The sequence below is a fragment of the Cupriavidus sp. 2KB_3 genome (assembly GCF_052115685.1).
GTDB lineage: Bacteria > Pseudomonadota > Gammaproteobacteria > Burkholderiales > Burkholderiaceae > Cupriavidus > Cupriavidus campinensis.
In genome coordinates this window covers 214,820-231,401 of record NZ_JBFRHD010000004.1, presented here as the reverse complement: position 1 = coordinate 231,401, position 16,582 = coordinate 214,820, and the positions used below count along the sequence as shown (strand labels likewise).

Annotated in this window: 15 protein-coding genes and 1 pseudogene; 11 read left to right on the top strand and 5 right to left on the bottom strand. The window is 68.7% G+C overall.

Annotated features, from left to right (window positions below):
- Positions 1-174 precede the first annotated feature (174 nt).
- The 5 genes from AB4120_RS05765 (at position 175) to AB4120_RS05745 (ending at position 4,898) form a co-directional block, all read left to right on the top strand.
- Positions 175-648, top strand: a complete 474-nt coding sequence (locus AB4120_RS05765) for an aminoacyl-tRNA deacylase (RefSeq protein WP_149136000.1) — start codon at positions 175-177, stop codon at positions 646-648.
- 147 nt (positions 649-795) lie between these two features.
- Positions 796-1,848, top strand: coding sequence for an alpha/beta fold hydrolase (locus AB4120_RS05760; protein WP_149136001.1), 1,053 nt, complete (start codon positions 796-798; stop codon positions 1,846-1,848).
- Between the two features lie 225 nt (positions 1,849-2,073).
- Complete coding sequence (locus AB4120_RS05755; protein WP_441641981.1) at positions 2,074-2,781, top strand: SDR family NAD(P)-dependent oxidoreductase; 708 nt, start codon at positions 2,074-2,076, stop codon at positions 2,779-2,781.
- Positions 2,782-2,856: 75 nt separating this feature from the next.
- Positions 2,857-3,792 carry a LysR substrate-binding domain-containing protein gene (locus tag AB4120_RS05750; RefSeq protein ID WP_149136002.1) on the top strand — a complete coding sequence of 312 codons (936 nt, stop codon included), beginning with the start codon at positions 2,857-2,859 and terminating at the stop codon, positions 3,790-3,792.
- Positions 3,789-4,898, top strand: coding sequence for an NAD(P)H-dependent flavin oxidoreductase (locus AB4120_RS05745; RefSeq protein ID WP_441641980.1), 1,110 nt, complete (start codon positions 3,789-3,791; stop codon positions 4,896-4,898). The genes AB4120_RS05750 and AB4120_RS05745 overlap by 4 nt, the downstream gene beginning before the upstream one ends.
- 15 nt (positions 4,899-4,913) lie before the next feature.
- Here AB4120_RS05745 and AB4120_RS05740 read toward each other — a convergent pair whose 3' ends face one another.
- The gene (locus AB4120_RS05740) at positions 4,914-5,837 is read right to left on the bottom strand and encodes a LysR family transcriptional regulator (RefSeq protein WP_149136004.1); all 924 of its coding nucleotides are present in this window, start codon (positions 5,835-5,837) and stop codon (positions 4,914-4,916) included.
- 116 nt (positions 5,838-5,953) lie between these two features.
- Between AB4120_RS05740 and AB4120_RS05735 the strand changes: the two genes are divergently transcribed.
- The 6 genes and pseudogenes from AB4120_RS05735 (at position 5,954) to AB4120_RS05710 (ending at position 11,726) form a co-directional block, all read left to right on the top strand.
- Positions 5,954-7,042, top strand: coding sequence for a tartrate dehydrogenase (locus AB4120_RS05735; RefSeq protein WP_149136005.1), 1,089 nt, complete (start codon positions 5,954-5,956; stop codon positions 7,040-7,042).
- 157 nt (positions 7,043-7,199) lie between these two features.
- Complete coding sequence (locus AB4120_RS05730; RefSeq protein WP_262389600.1) at positions 7,200-7,331, top strand: hypothetical protein; 132 nt, start codon at positions 7,200-7,202, stop codon at positions 7,329-7,331.
- Between the two features lie 40 nt (positions 7,332-7,371).
- A complete protein-coding gene (locus AB4120_RS05725; RefSeq protein WP_441641979.1) occupies positions 7,372-8,658 on the top strand; it encodes a glycerate kinase type-2 family protein in 1,287 nt (428 codons plus the stop codon).
- A gap of 13 nt (positions 8,659-8,671) precedes the next feature.
- Positions 8,672-10,090: a pyruvate kinase gene (gene pyk, locus AB4120_RS05720; protein ID WP_149136006.1), complete on the top strand. Its 1,419-nt coding sequence runs from the start codon at positions 8,672-8,674 to the stop codon at positions 10,088-10,090.
- 20 nt (positions 10,091-10,110) lie between these two features.
- Positions 10,111-10,623 (top strand): annotated as a pseudogene (eno, locus tag AB4120_RS05715) (phosphopyruvate hydratase); the annotation flags it as partial.
- 164 nt (positions 10,624-10,787) lie between these two features.
- Positions 10,788-11,726 carry a tripartite tricarboxylate transporter substrate binding protein gene (locus tag AB4120_RS05710; protein WP_441642017.1) on the top strand — a complete coding sequence of 313 codons (939 nt, stop codon included), beginning with the start codon at positions 10,788-10,790 and terminating at the stop codon, positions 11,724-11,726.
- A 19-nt stretch (positions 11,727-11,745) separates the two neighbouring features.
- Here AB4120_RS05710 and AB4120_RS05705 read toward each other — a convergent pair whose 3' ends face one another.
- From AB4120_RS05705 to AB4120_RS05690, 4 genes are read right to left on the bottom strand one after another with little or no spacing between them, the layout of a single operon-like run.
- Positions 11,746-11,958, bottom strand: a complete 213-nt coding sequence (locus AB4120_RS05705) for an acetyl-CoA carboxylase biotin carboxyl carrier protein subunit (RefSeq protein WP_092301205.1) — start codon at positions 11,956-11,958, stop codon at positions 11,746-11,748.
- Positions 11,958-13,385, bottom strand: a complete 1,428-nt coding sequence (locus AB4120_RS05700) for an acetyl-CoA carboxylase biotin carboxylase subunit (RefSeq protein WP_149136008.1) — start codon at positions 13,383-13,385, stop codon at positions 11,958-11,960. The genes AB4120_RS05705 and AB4120_RS05700 overlap by 1 nt, the downstream gene beginning before the upstream one ends.
- Complete coding sequence (locus tag AB4120_RS05695) at positions 13,382-15,520, bottom strand: acetate--CoA ligase family protein (RefSeq protein WP_149136009.1); 2,139 nt, start codon at positions 15,518-15,520, stop codon at positions 13,382-13,384. The genes AB4120_RS05700 and AB4120_RS05695 overlap by 4 nt, the downstream gene beginning before the upstream one ends.
- A gap of 3 nt (positions 15,521-15,523) precedes the next feature.
- Entirely contained in the window at positions 15,524-16,534 is a 1,011-nt protein-coding gene (locus AB4120_RS05690) for a tripartite tricarboxylate transporter substrate binding protein (protein ID WP_441641978.1), read from the bottom strand.
- Between the last annotated feature and the right edge of the window lie 48 nt (positions 16,535-16,582).

Below are 16,582 nucleotides of genomic sequence, written 5' to 3'. Positions count from 1 at the left end.
TATAGTTGAGACCCGCCGCCAACCAAATGTGACGATTGCAATCGCTTCGATAGCGGCTTGCTATGGGTCACCCCGCCATGCTCGGGTTAGCCCCAACCAAGTGCCGTCCGGCGCTTGTCCTATAGTTCCCGTACTCCAGACAACTGTAGCGATCCACGCTCGGAGGTTGCCCTCATGACCATGTCCACCGCCCTGGCAAGGTGCCTGAGCAAGACGCAGAGCCGGTTCGAGACCGTCCACCGGCACGGCAGCCCCGATGGCACGGCGCCCGCCCGGCCTGTGTCGATTCCCGGCGACCGGCTGGCCCGCACGGTGCTGCTGGAGGACAACCGGGGCTACCTCGCCGCCGTGATCCCCGCCACCCATCACCTGAAACTCTCGGAGATCTGCGAGCAGACCGGCCGCCAGCTGGCCCGGGCGCGCGCGGAGGGGGTGCACGAGGTGTTCCGGGACTGCGACCCCGGCGCGCTGCCCCCGGTAGGCATGGCCTACGGCACGCAGACCTGGCTCGATGACAGCCTGATGACCCATCCCGACGTCTACTTCGAAGCCGGGGACCGCGAGGCCGTGGTGCACATGAGCACCGAGCAGTTCGCCACCCTGATGGCCGAGGCCCGGCGCGGGCATTTCGCCCATCGGCGGCTGTAGGGAGCCCCGGTTTCTGCATCCGCGTGTCTGTCAGGCGTCGCCATATACACAGCGATACAAAAACCGTGCTTTCCGACACATGGCACTTGCCATGGCCTCATAGACTTCGTGTCAGTTTCATCACTGACCCGAGGAGAGAGGAACAACATGTCGGAAAAAATCGATTTGCCCCGTCGCGGTTTCCTGGGCGCCGCCGCCGCAACGCTGGCTGCTGCGCAACTGACGCTGTCGCAAGCCGCGCAGGCGCAGTCCGCCATCACCAAGGCCGCGGCGCTGCCGGCCTCCAAGCCGGGCAGCCACACCAGCTTCGCCCCGCTCAAGCAGATCCAGGCCGGGGTGCTCAACGTCGGCTACGCCGAAGCCGGCCCGGCCAATGGCCCCGTGGCGCTGCTGCTGCACGGCTGGCCGTACGACATCTACGCATTCGTCGATGTGGCGCCGCTGCTGGCTTCGCGCGGCTACCGGGTGATCATGCCCTACCTGCGCGGCTATGGCACGACCACCTTCCTGTCGCCGGACACCATGCGCAATGGCCAGCCGTCGGCGATTGCCGCCGACATGATCGCCCTGATGGACGCCCTCAAGATCCAGAACGCCGTGGTCGCCGGCTTCGACTGGGGCGCGCGCACCGCCGACATCATGGCCGCGCTGTGGCCGGACCGTTGCCGGGGCCTGGTCTCGGTGAGCGGCTACCTGATCGGTAGCCAGGCGGCGGGCAAGGTGCCGCTGCCGCCCGAGGCCGAGCTGCAATGGTGGTACCAGTTCTACTTCGCCACGGACCGTGGCGCCGCCGGCTACCAGAAGTACACGCACGACTTCGCCAAGCTGATCTGGAAGCTGGCCTCGCCGAAGTGGGATTTCGACGATGCCACCTTCAACCGCAGCGCCACCGCCTTCGACAACCCCGACCACGTGGCCATCACCATCCACAACTACCGCTGGCGGCAGGACCTGGCCAAGGGCGAGGCGAAGTATGACGACCTCGAGAAGCGCCTGGCCACGGCGCCGACCATCGGCATCCCGACCATCACCATGGAAGGCGACGCCAACGGCGCACCCCACCCCAAGCCCAGCGCCTATGCCAGCAAGTTCACGGGCCGCTACGAGCACCGCGACCTGACCGGCGGCATCGGCCACAACCTGCCGCAGGAAGCGCCGGTGGCGTTCGCCCAGGCCGTGCTGGACGTGGACAAGCGCTGACAGCGTTAAGAATCACAATCACTGCAGTTCCCTCCCTAAGCTCCCCTAAGCGCGCGTCCGGCTCCCCGCCGGCGCGCGTTTTTTTTGCCGTCCACCCCCCCGTCCTCCTGACTTGTTCCCGCCGCGCAAAACTGTTGATGTGGGCGATGCCTTCTTCGTTGGGGCCGGCTCTACTAGATTTGAGCCCAAGGCAAACACGCCGAATCCCTACCAGGAGAATCTGAAATGTCCTCGCAAAAAGTTGTCATCGTGACTGGCGCATCCCAAGGTATTGGCGCCGAATTGGTCAAGGCTTACCGTGAGCGCGGCTACCGCGTGGTGGCCACGGCACGCAATATCAAGCCGACCGACGATCCCGATATCGCCATCGTCCCCGGCGACATCGGCGACCCCGACACCGCCCGCCGCGTGGTGGCCAAGGCGCTGGAAGCCTTCGGCCGCATCGACTCGCTGGTCAACAACGCCGGCATCTTCGTGGCCAAGCCGTTCACGCAGTACACCGCGCAGGACTACGCCGCCGTGACCAACGTGAACCTGTCCGGCTTCTTCCACATCACCCAACTGGCCATCGCCGAGATGGAAAAGCAGCGCAGCGGCCACGTGGTCAGCATCACCACCAGCCTGGTCGATCACGCCATCGCCGGCGTGCCGTCGGTGCTGGCTTCGCTGACCAAGGGTGGCATCAACGCCGCCACCAAGTCCCTGGCCATCGAGTACGCCAAGACCGGCATCCGCGTGAACGCCGTGTCCCCCGGCATCATCAAGTCCCCGATGCATGCCCCGGAAACCCACGAGGCACTCGGCGCGCTTCACCCGGTGGGCCATATGGGCGAAATGCGCGATATCGCCAACGCCGTGCTGTTCCTGGAGACCGCCCCGTTTGTGACGGGCGAGATCCTGCACGTCGATGGTGGCCAGAGCGCCGGCCACTAAGCTGATCATCTTGACTTGACGTTCTTCATTCACGATACTTCATTTGTTTTCATTCTTTTTTGAAGAACGTAAATCGTGGAACTGGCAGAACTGGAGATCTTCCGGGCGGTGGCGCGTGAGCAAAGCATCACACGCGCCGCCAAGCGGCTAGACCGGGTGCAGTCGAATGTGACCACCCGCGTGAAGCAGCTCGAGGAGAGCCTTGGCGTCAGCCTGTTCCAGCGCGACAGCAAGAAGATGTTGCTCACCCCGGAAGGCGGCCGCCTGCTCGACTATGCCGACCGCCTGCTGGCGCTGGCCGACGAGGCGCGGCAGTCGATGCGCACCAACGCGCCAAGCGGCCCGCTGCGGCTCGGTTCGATGGAAAGCTCGGCCGCCACGCTGCTGCCCCGCCCGCTGGGCAGCTTCCACGCCCGCTGGCCGGATGTGGAACTGAAGCTGACCACGGGCACCTCGCAGGCGCTGGTCGATGCCGTGCTTGGCCATCGGCTCGACTGCGCGGTGGTGGCGCACCCGGGTACGGGCGCGCCGGAAGACATCGACCTGAAGGACATGGGCGACGGCCTCGACGGCACCTACCTGCAAACCGAGGAACTGGTACTGGTGCTGCCTGCCACGCACCCGCCGGTGCGCCGGCCGCAGGACGTCACGCTGCACCAGCTGGCTGCCTTCGCGCGCGGCTGCACCTACCGCCAATGCGCCGAAGACTGGCTGGAGCAGGCTGGCGACGACATGCGCCGCCGCCTCTCGGTGATCGACCTGCCGTCCTATCACGCCATCCTGGCCTATGTGGCCGCAGGTTCGGCGGTGGGCATCGTGCCGCGCTCGCTGCTGGCGGTGCACCGCGAGATGGCCCACCTCCAGACCGTGCCGGTGAGAGCCGTCCACACCTTCCTGGTGAAGCGCGCCGGCTTCACTACCTCGGCCTACACGGCGTTCCTGCGGGAATTGCGGGAAACGCAGCAAGGCCAATCCCCAGCATCGTCCACCCAACCCGAAGCCCAGCCATGAACACCGCCGCCCGCAATCTGGTTTCCCTCCTCAACCTCGCCACGCCGATCATCCAGGCGCCGATGGCTGGCGTCAGCACGCCGGCCATGGCCGCCGCCGTGTCCGAAGCCGGCGGCCTGGGCTCGCTCGGGGTCGGGGCGATGGACGCCGAAGGCGCCCGCAAGGCCATCCGCGAGACCCGCGCGCTGACCGCCAAGCCGTTCCATATCAACCTGTTCTGCCACGCCCCGGCCCAGGCCGATGCGGCGCGGGAGGCCGCCTGGCTGCAATACCTGTCGCCGCAGTTCGCCGAATTCGGGGCCACGCCGCCTGCCAGCCTGCGCGAGATCTACAAGAGCTTCGTGGCCGACGAGGCGATGTTCCAGATGCTGCTGGAAGAAAAGCCTGCCGTCGTCAGCTTCCATTTCGGGCTGCCGGCGCAGGAGAAGATCGATGCGCTGCGCGCCGCCGGCATCATCCTGCTGGCCAGCGCCACGTCGCTGCGGGAGGCACGCCAGATCGAGGCGGCCGGCATCGACGGCATCATCGCGCAGGGCATCGAGGCCGGCGGGCACCGTGGCGTGTTCGATCCGGAGGGCGACGACGAAGGGCTGGGCACGCTGGCACTGGTGCGCGTGCTGGTGGCGCGCACCGGCCTGCCGGTGATCGCGGCCGGCGGCATCATGGACGGCGCCGGCATTGCCGCCGCGCTGGCGCTGGGCGCGCAGGCCGCGCAACTGGGCACCGCCTTCGTAGCCTGCGACGAGTCATCGGCAGACGCTGCCTACCGCGCCGCCCTGACCGCCGCCGAGCCGCGCTCCACCACGCTGACGCGGGCGATTTCCGGCCGCGCCGCGCGGGGCTTCACCAGCCGCTTCACCGCGCTCGGCGTGGCGCCGGGCGCCCCCGCGATTCCCGATTACCCCGTCACCTATGACGCCGGCAAGGCGCTGCACGCCGCCGCCAAGGCCAAGGGCGTCAGCGAGTTCGCCGCGCAGTGGGCCGGCCAGGCCGTACCGCTCGCCCGGACCCTGCCCGCCGGCGCGCTGGTCGCCCAGCTCACCGCTGAACTGCGCCAGGCGCTGGACCGCTTGAGCAGCCTGCGCACGTCGATCCAGCAAGCCTGATCAGGTTCCAAACGATCAGGTTCCAAACTCGCTGAACTTCGAGCCCAGGAACTCCACGAACAGGCGGATGCGCGACGACAACTGGTGCCGTTGCTGGTAGACGGCATAGATGTTCGCCTCGGGGGTGGCGTAGTGCGGCAACACCTGCACCAGCCGCCCGCTGCGCAGGTAGCGCTCGATATCCCATTCGGCGCGCATCACGATGCCATGGCCCTCCAGCGCCCACTGCACGGCGATTTCGCCGTCATTGGTCGTCAAATTGCCACGCACATGGATCGCCTCGGTGCGCTGCTTGGCACCCTTGCCCGAGCTCAGCCGCCACACCCCGTAGGCATCGCTGCCCTGCCGGATGCCGATGCAGTTGTGCCGCGCCAGATCCCCCGGCGTGGCCGGCACGCCGTGCTCACGCAGGTATTTGGGCGAGGCGCACAACAGGCGCCGGTTCGGGGCCAGGAATTTGGCGATGATCCGCGCGTCCGGCGGCTCCCCGAATCGCACGCAGACATCGAAGGCATCCTCCGTCAGCGGCGGCGGGTCCGCCGACAGCTGTAGCTGCACATCGACATCGGGATAGGTCCGGCTGTACTCCGCGATGACCGGCGCCACATGCATGCGGCCAAAGCCCAGCGTGGCGTTCACGCGCAGCAGGCCGCTCGGCCGCCCCTTGGCGCTGGTCAGCAACTGGCTCAGGTCGTCGATCTCGCCCAGGATGCGCCGCGCGTGCTCCAGGAACACCTCCCCCTCGGGCGTCAGCCCCATCCGGCGCGTGGTCCGCGTCAGCAGCGGCATGCCGATACGCGCCTCCATCTGGGCCAGCCGCTTGCTGACCGCCGCCGTGGAGATCCCAAGATCCCGCGCCGCCGCGCTCAGGCTGCCCGCCGTGGCCACCGCCGCGAAAAAGCCCAGTTCGGACGGTTGGATACCGCTCGTTGCGCCCATGGCATTGTTAATGTCAGGTTAAAGATGGTTTAACTTTAGCGTCGATCCAACACCGCGTCCACGGTCAAGAATCCGTCCCACGCACGACAGCGATGATTCTGACCAGGAGACACAAGATGAAGACGTACAAGATCGCCACGATTCCCGGTGACGGCATTGGCAAGGAAGTGGTTCCCGCCGGCCGCGAAGTGATGGAAGCGCTGGCCGCCGGTGGCGCCGGCTTCCAGTTCGAATTCGAGAACTTCGACTGGGGCGGCGATTACTACCGCCAGCACGGCGTAATGATGCCCGCCGATGGCCTGGACGCCCTGCGCGGCAAGGACGCCATCCTGTTCGGCTCGGCCGGCGACAACCAGATCCCCGACCACATCACGCTGTGGGGCCTGCGCCTGAAGATCTGCCAGGGCTTCGACCAGTACGCCAACGTGCGCCCGACGCGCATCCTGCCCGGCATCGACGGCCCGCTCAAGCGCTGCGCCCGGGAAGACCTGAACTGGGTGATCGTGCGCGAAAACTCGGAAGGCGAGTACTCCGGCGTGGGCGGCCGGGTGCACCAGGGCCACCCGATCGAGGCGGCTACCGATGTGTCGATGATGACCCGCGTGGGCGTGGAACGCATCCTGCGCTTCGCCTTCAAGCTGGCGCAATCGCGTCCGCGCAAGCTGCTGACCGTGATCACCAAGTCCAACGCCCAGCGCCACGCCATGGTGATGTGGGACGAGGTGGCCGTGGAAGTGGCCAAGGACTTTCCGGACGTGACCTGGGACAAGGAACTGGTCGATGCCGCCACCGCGCGCATGGTCAACCGCCCGAAGACGCTGGACACCATCGTCGCCACCAACCTCCACGCGGACATCCTGAGCGACCTCGCCGCCGCGCTGGCCGGCAGCCTCGGCATCGCGCCCACCGGCAACATCGACCCGGAACGCCGCTACCCGTCGATGTTCGAGCCGATCCACGGTTCCGCCTTCGACATCATGGGCAAGGGCCTCGCCAACCCGGTGGGTACCTTCTGGTCCGTGGTGATGCTGCTCGAACACCTGGGTGAAGACGCCGCCGCCAAGCGCGTGATGGCCGCCATCGAAGCCGTGACCGCCAACCCGGCCCTGCACACCGGCGACCTCGGCGGCAAGGCCACCACGGTCCAGGTGACCAGGGCGGTCTGCGACTACCTGGCCGCCAACCAGCAGGCCAAGGCGGCTTAACCCGCCCGGCTTCCGCCCCCCTGCCCGCCAACGGCCCCGGCACTGGCCGGGCGGCCTTTGCGAGCCGTATCCCGGCTCGCCCTGCCCTGCGGACTTGAAAAACGGCCATCAGAGCCGGTCCGCAGGCGCCTCAGATTCGAATTAGCAGGAGACAGCCATGATTCGAAGGCTACTGGGAAAGCTCTACGTCCAGGTGTTGATCGGCGTTGCCGCCGGCGTGGCCATCCTCCGCTGGGTCGGCGCCCGTCTGGCCCGCATCGGCGACGCCCATGCCTCGCTGCTCCATTAACCCGATGACACCGGTAACTAGCCCCACAGCGACCACCGCCATGGACGCCGCCCAGGCCGGCCAACTGCTCCGCGAGATGTTCCAGGCGGCCATCTACGCCGCCCAGCCCGCGCGCACGCTGGCCGCCCATCTGCCCCCGCCGCCGAAAGGGCGAACGATTGTGATCGGGGCCGGCAAGGCGTCGGCCGCGATGGCCCGCGCGCTGGAAGACGCCTGGCCCCATCCCCTGGAGCGGCTCGAACGGCTGGAAGGGCTGGTGGTCACGCGCTACGGCTACGCGGTGGATTGCGCGCGCATCGAGATCGTCGAGGCCGCCCATCCGGTGCCGGACGCCGCCGGCTTCCACGCCGCGCAGCGCATGCTGGAACGGGTGTCCGGGCTGACCGAGGACGACCTCGTCATCTGCCTGATCTCGGGCGGCGGCTCCGCGCTGCTGCCGCTGCCGCTGGCCGGCATGTCGCTTGCGGACAAGCAGGTGGTCAACCAGTCGCTGCTGAAGTCCGGGGCGACCATCTCCGAGATGAACACCGTGCGCCGGCATCTGTCGGCGATCAAGGGCGGGCGCCTCGCGGCGGCCTGCCATCCGGCACGGGTCTGCAACCTGTTGTTGTCCGATGTGCCCGGCGACGACCCCATCGACATCGCCTCCGGCCCCACCGTGCCCGACCCGACCACCCGGGCCGACGCGCTGGCCATCGTCCGGCGCTACGGCATCGACGTGCCGCCGCATGTGCTCGCCGTGCTGGAGGCGGATGCAGCCGAGTCCATCAAACCCGGCGATACCCGCCTGCCGCACATCGACACCACGCTGATCGCCACGCCCCGGCTGGCGCTGGAAGCCGCCGCCGAGGTGGCGCGTCGCGCCGGCCTGCGCGCCTACCTGCTGGGCGATGCCATCGAGGGCGAGGCGCGCGATGTCGGCAAGGTCATGGGCGGTCTGGCGCTGGAGGTGGCGCGGCACGGCCAGCCGTTCACGGCCCCCTGCGTGCTGCTCTCGGGCGGCGAGACCACCGTCACCGTGCGCGGCAACGGGCGTGGCGGGCGGAATGTGGAATACCTGCTGTCGCTGGCGCTGACGCTGCGCGGCGAACCCGGCGTGTACGCCATCGCGGGCGATACCGATGGCGTGGACGGCCAGGAGGAAATCGCCGGCGCGCTGGCCGGCCCGGACACGCTGGCGCGCGCCTGGCAGCTTGGTATCCGCCCGCAGGATGCACTTTCGGCCAACGACGGCCACGGTTTCTTCGAGGCGCTCGGCGATGCCGTGGTCACCGGGCCGACCTTGACCAATGTCAATGACTTCCGCGCCATCCTGATCGCGCGGTGAATGGAGCAAGCAGATGAGACGCACCCGCAATGCCAAGATCGTGGCCACACTGGGCCCCGCGAGCACGTCGCCCGAAGTCATCGACGCGCTGTTCGAGGCAGGCGCCGATGTATTCCGGCTCAACTTCAGCCACGGCAGCCACGCCGACCACAAGCAGCGGCTGGACACCATCCGCGCCGTGGAGCGGGACCGTGGCCGCCCCATCGGCGTGCTGCTGGACCTGCAAGGCCCCAAGCTGCGCATCGGCACGTTTGCCGATGGCCCGATCCGGCTGGCGGCCGAGGCCAGCTTCCGGCTCGACCTGGACGCCAGCGTGGCCGGCACCGCCAGCCGGGTCAGCCTGCCCCACCCGGAAATCTTCGCCGCCTTGCAGGAAGGCACCGAGCTGCTGCTCGATGACGGCAAGATCCGCCTGCGCGTGGAGCGCTGCGGCAAGGACTTTGCCGAGACCACCGTGGTCAACGGCGGGACGCTGTCCGACCGCAAGGGCGTCAACGTGCCCGGCGTGGTGCTGCCGCTGTCCGCCATGACCGAGAAGGACCGGCGCGACCTGGAATTCGGCCTGACGCTGGGCGTGGACTGGATCGCCCTGTCCTTCGTGCAGCGGCCCGAGGACATCCTGGAAATCAAGGATATCGTCAAGGACCGCGCCGGCATCGTCGCCAAGCTGGAGAAGCCGGCCGCGATCCAGAGCCTGGAGGCCATCGTCGCCGAAGCGGACGCCGTGATGGTGGCGCGCGGCGACCTCGGCGTGGAGATGCCGGCGGAGCTGGTGCCCTCGCTGCAGAAGCAGATCCTGCGGGCCTGCCGCAAGGCCGGCAAGCCGGTGATCGTGGCCACGCAGATGCTGGAATCGATGATCGCCTCGCCGGTGCCGACCCGCGCGGAAGCCTCGGACGTGGCCACGGCCGTGTACGACGGCGCCGACGCGGTGATGCTGTCCGCCGAATCGGCCTCGGGCCAGTATCCGGTGGAGGCAGTGCGGATGATGAACAGCATCATCTCGCGCACCGAGTCGGACCCGCTTTATCACGATGCCATCCAGGCATCCCACACCCCGCCGCGCGCAGAGGCCGCCGACGCCATCGGGCTGGCGGTGCGCCATGTGGCCGGGCTGCTGAAGTCCCCGGCGACGGTGGCCTACACCAGTTCCGGCTACTCGGCGCTGCGCATGGCGCGCGAGCGCCCCGAGGTGCCCATCCTCGGCATGACCCCGCGCATGGCCACCGCGCGCCGTCTGGCGCTGGCCTGGGGCGTGCACGCAGTGCTGTGCCACGAGGTGGTCGATGTGGTCGAGATGACCGCGCTGGCCAGCCAGACCGTGCTCAGGGAGGCGTTCGGCGCGGCGGGCGACTCGATCGTCATTTCCGCCGGGCTGCCCTTCGCGGTGGCCGGCACCACCAATCTGCTGCGGATCGCGCAGGTTCAGTAAGTCGCTAAAAAGGAACCCCCATGCCCATCATCCAGGACATTCGCGGCTACGAAATCCTCGACTCGCGCGGCAACCCCACCGTGGCGGCACAGGTACGGCTGTCGGACGGCGCGCAAGGCTTTGCGGCGGCGCCGTCGGGCGCTTCCACCGGCGCCCGCGAGGCGCTGGAGCTGCGCGACGGCGACAGCGACGGGAAGCCCCGGCGCTACTTCGGCAAGGGCGTGCGCAAGGCCGTGGCCCATATCGACGTCGATATCGCCCGCACGCTGGCCGGCATGCCGGCGGCAGACCAGGCGGCAGTGGACGACTGCCTGATCCGGCTCGACGGCACGCCGGAGAAGTCCCGGCTCGGCGCCAACGCGCTGCTGGCGGTGTCGCTGGCCACGGCGAAGGCGGCGGCGGCCTCGGCCGGCGTGCCCCTCTATCGGACCATCGGCACCATCGGCGCCAAAGACGGCCAGCGCCGCGACGCGCGCCTGCCGCTGCCGATGATGAACATCATCAATGGCGGCAGTCAGCGACTGACCTCGCTATAAGCGCTTGATAAAGCACAAATCAAAAATTCAGGAGACAGACCATGCGTACGACCAAAACCCTTCCCCGCTTCTTTCCCCGCTTCTTTCCCCGCTTCTTTCCCCGCTTCTTTCCCCGCTTCTTTCCCCGCTTCATTCCCTGCGTCCTCCGTGCCGCGCTGCTGATGCTGGGCGCCGGGGCCTCCACCCTGTGCGTGGCGCAGGAGTGGCCGGCCAAGCCGATCAGCCTGGTCGTGCCGTTCCCGTCCGGCGGCACCACCGACGTGCTCGCGCGCGCCATCGGCGACCAGCTCTCCAAGCGGCTGGGCCAGCCCGTGATCGTGGAAAACCGGCCCGGCGCCGGCGCCACGCTGGGCGCGGACTACGTGGCCAAGGCCAAGCCAGATGGCTACACGCTGCTGATGGGCGCCGTCCACCACACCATCGCCACCAGCGTCTACAAGAAGCTGCCGTACAACTTCCAGAAAGACCTGGCGCCGATCGCCACCGTGGCGATGGTGCCCAACGTGCTGGTGATCAACCCCGCCAAGACCCCGGCCAAGACCGTGGCCGAACTGGTGGCGCTGGCCAAGAAGTCGCCCACCGAGTTTGCCTACGGGTCCAACGGCAACGGCACCGCGCAGCACCTGATCGGCACCCAGTTCCAGGCCACCACCGGCACCTCGCTGCTGCACGTGCCCTATAAAGGCAGCGGCCCGCTGACCACCGACCTGCTGGGCGGACAGGTGACCATGTCCTTCGATACGCTCACCCCCGTACTGCCGCACATCAAGGCCGGCAAGCTGCGCGCGCTGGCCGTGACCACGGCCAAGCGCTCCAGCGTGCTGCCGGACGTGCCGACCATGGAGGAAGCGGGCCTGAAGGGCTTCGATATTGGCACGTGGTTCGGCATCCTGGCGCCGGCAGCCACGCCCAAGCCGATCGTCGCCCAGCTCAGCGCCAAGATCGTGGAAATCGTCAATTCGCCGGACTTCCAGCAGCGCATGCTCGCCGCCGGCGCCGAGCCGATGGCCAGCGATTCGGTAGCGTTCGCCAAGCGCATCGACGACGAGACCGCCAAGTTCGCCAAGCTGGTGAAGGACGGCAAGGTGACGATCGAGTAAGGCCCGGGAGCTTGGGGCGTTATTCGACCTCCACCACTGGCTGGCCCTCGGTCACGGCGTCGCCGGGCTGGACCAGGATGGCCTTCACCACGCCATCCGCCTCGGCTTCGAGCGGGATTTCCATCTTCATCGACTCGATGATCATCAGCACGTCGCCGGCGGAGATGGTGGCGCCGGCTTCGATGGCGATGGAGGACACGTGGCCGCTGACTGCGGCGTCGATCTGGGGCATCAGGCTGCTCTTTCGGTAAGGGTTTCGGTTTGCTTCAGCGTAAGCGTCGACGTCAAGGCCGGCGTGGCCAGCACGCGCTGGGTCAGCGCGGTGTCGATGCGGGCATCGGCGAAGTCGGGGTGGGCCAGCACGCGCAGCAGGAACGGCAGGTTGGTCTTGACCCCGGCAATCTGGAACGCCTCCAGCGCGGCACGCAGGCGCCGGATGGCGTCGGCGCGGTCACTGCCGGTGGCGATCACCTTGGCGATCATCGGGTCGTAGTACGGCGTCACGCGCTGGCCCTGCGCGTAGCCGGTCTCCACGCGGATGCCGGGCGCCTGCGGCGGCACGAAGGTGTCCAGCGGCCCCGGCGACGGGAAGAAGCGCACCGGGTCTTCGGCGTAGACGCGGGCCTCGATGGCATGGCCCTGCTGCGGCATGGGGGCCGGCAGCACGGCGTCGATCCGCTCGCCACAGGCCAGCCGGACCTGCGCGGCCACGATGTCGATGCCGGTGACCTGCTCGGTTACCGCGTGCTCCACCTGGAGCCGCGTGTTCATCTCCAGGAAGACAAAGCCGGTCTCGGACGTATGCAGCATCTCCACGGTGCCGATCACGTCGTAGCCGACGTGGCCCAGCAGCGCGGCCAGCCGCTCGCGCATGGCGGCCACCGCCTCGGGCGGCAAGTTTGGCGCAGGCGCCTCTTCGAGCACTTTCTGGTGACGGCGCTGCACCGAGCAGTCCCGCTCGCCGATGATGCGCACGCCGCCGTAACGGTCTGCCAGCACCTGGAATTCGATATGGCGCGGCTGCTCCATCAGCTTTTCCAGATACAGCTCGGCCTGCCCGAAACTGCGCTGGGCCACCGAGCGGGCCTGCTGCCACGCGGCGGCCAGCCCTTGCGCATCGCGCACCGGCAGCATGCCGATGCCACCCCCGCCGCCAGCCGGCTTGATCAGCACCGGGTAGCCGATCTGCCCGGCGGCGGCGGCGACCACGGCCATGTCGTCCGGCAGCACGCCCGAACTTGGCGCCATCGGCATGCCATGGCCGGCCATGAAGTCGCGCGCCTGCGTCTTGTGGCCCAGGCGGCGAATCCAGGCGGGCGACGGGCCGATAAAGCAGAGCCCGGCCGCCTCCACCCGTTCGGCGAAGTCGGCGTTTTCCGACAGGAAGCCATAGCCGGGGTGCACGCCGTCCGCGCCGGTCTCCCGGGCCACATCGAGCAGCTTGTCCTGATGCAGATAGCTGTCCAGCGGCGCCGCCTCGCCGATGCGCACGGCCATATCGGCCTCGCGCAGGTAGGGCAGGCCGGCGTCAGCGTCCGAACAGACCGCCACGGAGGCGATGCCGAGCTGGCGCAGCGCGCGGATGACCCGCGCCGCCACGGCGCCCCGGTTGGCCACCAGCACGCGGCGCAGCGTGCGGACCTTGCTGGTTGGGTTCATGCCGTCTCTCCTGCGCGGATCACCACCGCATCGACCAGCACCGGCGCCACCGCCCCACGGGCGACGATTACCGGGTTGGCATCGACCGAATGCACCGTGCCGCCCGCTGCTACCATCCAGTCGCCCAGACGGACCAGCATGTCGGCCAGCTGGTCGAGATCCACCGCCTCCATGCCGCGCAGCGCGGCGAACGCCGGGGCGATGCGCAGCCGGCCGATGGCCTCCCGCGCCTGGCTGGCGGTGAACGGCGCCACCAGGAACTGCACGTCCTGCAGCGCTTCCACCAGCACGCCGCCCTGCCCCACCATCACCACCGGGCCGTAGGCCGGGTCGATATGGGCGCCCACGGCCAGCTCGAACGCGCCGCGTTGCTGGCGCGCCAGCAGCACGCCGCCGTGGCGGACTTCCATCCGGCGCAGGATCTGGTCGATCTCGTCGAAGGCAGCCACCGCAGCGGCCTCGCCGGACAGGTTCAGCTTCACCAGCCCGTGCTCGGACTTGTGCGTGATGTCCGGGGACACGCCCTTGGCCACCACCGGTGCGCCCAGTTCCGCCACGGCACGGCGCACGTCGTCTGCGCTATGGCAGAGGCGGTGCGCCACCACGGGCAGGCCCGCCGCCGCGAGTTCGGCCAGGCTGCGGACTTCATCGAGCGCATGGGCTGGGGCGGATTGCCCCGGCACGCCAGCCGGCAACGGCGCCGTCAGCGCAGCCAGCGCCGCCGCGCGGCGTTCGCCATACTCGGCCAGCAGCGCCAGCGCCTGCATGGCGGACCGCTCGCTGTCGAACACCGGCACGCCCTGCGCGCGGAACGCCTGCGCCACCCATTCCTGATTGGCGCTGACCGCCACCGGCACGCCGCTGGCCGCGGCGAACCGCCCGGTCTGGGCGGAGAAATCGGCAAAGTCGTAGCCTTCGCCGCCAATCGGAAAGCCCACGAAGATCAGGTCGGCCTGCCGCTGGGCCGCCACGGCGTCGAGCGTCTGGCCATAGATCTGCGGCTGGCCGAGCAGCGCCGTGGTCATGTCGATGGGGTTACGCGCCGAGACATAGCCGGGCAGCACGGCGCGCAGCGCGGCGGTGCCGGGGGTGTCGAACTGGCACAGGTCCAGCCCGTGGGACTCCGCCGCGTCCGCCGCCAGCACGCACGTGGCGCCCGAGTTGCTGATCGCCACCACCTTGCGGCCACGCGGCCGCTGGCCGCCCGCGAAGATCTGCGCGTACTCGGACAATTCCCGGAAATCGTTCACCCGCAGGATGCCGTGCTGGCGCAGGAAGGCATCGGCCAGCGCGTCCTCGCCGGCCAGCGCGCCGGTGTGGGAGCTGGCGGTGAGCTGGCCGGCGCGGGTGCGGCCGGCCTTCACGGCGAGAATCGGCACATCGCGCGCATGGGCGATCCGTGCGGCCTGCGCCAGCACGTCCGGGTCGCGCAGGGATTCCACGTACAGCAGCATCACGCGCACGGCGTCGTCCTCGGCAATCGCGCGCAGCGTTTCGGCGGCGGTCACGTCGGCCTCGTTGCCCGTGGCCACCATGTAGCGCACGCCGATACCCTTGCGGCGCAGCCCGCCGTAGACGATGGACGAGCCCGCGCCGCTCTGGCTGACGATGGCCACCGGGCCGTCCTGCGGCGCTTCCTCGTTGATCATGGTCGAGAAATGCAGTACGGCGCCGGTGGCGAAATTGGCCACGCCCTGCGTGTTCGGCCCGAACAGCCGCAGGCCGCCGGCACGGGCCCGCGCCACCAGCCGCTGCTGCTGCGCCGCCCCGGCCTCGCCCAGTTCCGCAAAGCCGGACGAGTAGATCACCGCGCCCTTCGCCCCCACGGCAATGCACTGCTCGATGGCCTGCTCGGCCTCGGTGCCGGCCACGCTGATGATGACCACCTCGGGCGAGTCTGGCAGCGCGGCCAGACTCGGGTAGGCGGCCAGGCCCTGAATTTCTGCCCGTTTACTCTGGGCCCGCTTGGGGTTGACCGGGTAGATGCGCCCGCCGTAGCCGTGGCGCTGCATATAGTCAATGGGCCGCCCGCCCGCCTTGATCGGGTTGTCTGACGCGCCCAGCACCGCCACCGAGCGCGGCGCCAGCAACGACAGCAGCGAAGCGGGTTCCTTTTGCTCCTTGGTATCCGCCATCGCTCAGTCCACCTTGACCTTGGCCTCGGTGGCCACGCGCTTCCATTTGTCGAGTTCGGCCTGCACGAAGCTGCCGAACTGCTCGGCGTTGAGCGCGCCGGGGCTGGTGCCGTTCTGGGTCAGATAGGTCTTGGCCTCGGCGCTGTTCATGCTCTTGACCGCTTCGCGGTTCAGCTTTTCCACCAGCGGGCGCGGCAGGTTGGCGGGGCCGTAGAAGCCGATCCACGTGGTGGCCTCGTAGCCGGGCACGCCCTGTTCGGCAATCGTCGGCACGTTGGGCAGTGCCTCGCTGCGCTTGGCCGAGGTCACGCCGATGGCCTTGACCTTGCCGTCCTTCACGTACGGCGCCATGGTCATCACGTCGTGGAACAGCGCGGGGATCTGGCCGCCCAGCAGGTCGGCCAGCGCCGGGGACGCGCCCTTGTACGGAATGTGCGTCATCGGCACCTTGGTCATCAGGCGCAGCAGCTCTCCGGACATATGCGTGGCGCCGCCAATGCTGGACGAGCCGTAGGACAGCCCCTCGCTCTGCTTCCGGGCATAGGCCAGGAACTCAGGGAGATTGCTGGCCGGCACGCTGTTGTTGACCACCAGCACGTTGGGCGTGGTGGCCAGCAGCGCGATGTTCGTGAAATCCTTCGACGCGTTGTACGGCAGCTTGGGCCGGATCGCCGGGTTGATCACGTGGTGCGTGGCCGAGACCAGCAGCGTGTAGCCGTCCGGGTTGGCGCGCGCCACCATCTCGGTGCCGATCTGCCCGCTGGCGCCGGCGCGGTTGTCCACCACGAAGGGCTGCTTCAGCTCGGCCTGCATGTCACGGGCGATGCGGCGCGCCAGCAGGTCGGTCATGCCGCCCGCCGGGAACGGCACGACGATGGTCACCGGCTTGGCGGGCCAGTGCTCCTGCGCGAAGGCCGGCGCGGCCAGCGTGGCGGCGATCGTGGTGGCCATCGTGGTGGCCGTCGTGGTGGCCATCAGGCCAAGGCACAGCGAAGGTAGGGATCTGCGTTGCATGCGGTTTGTCTCCTGAATCTTCTTTTAGTGTGTGGACGGGTGCCGTCC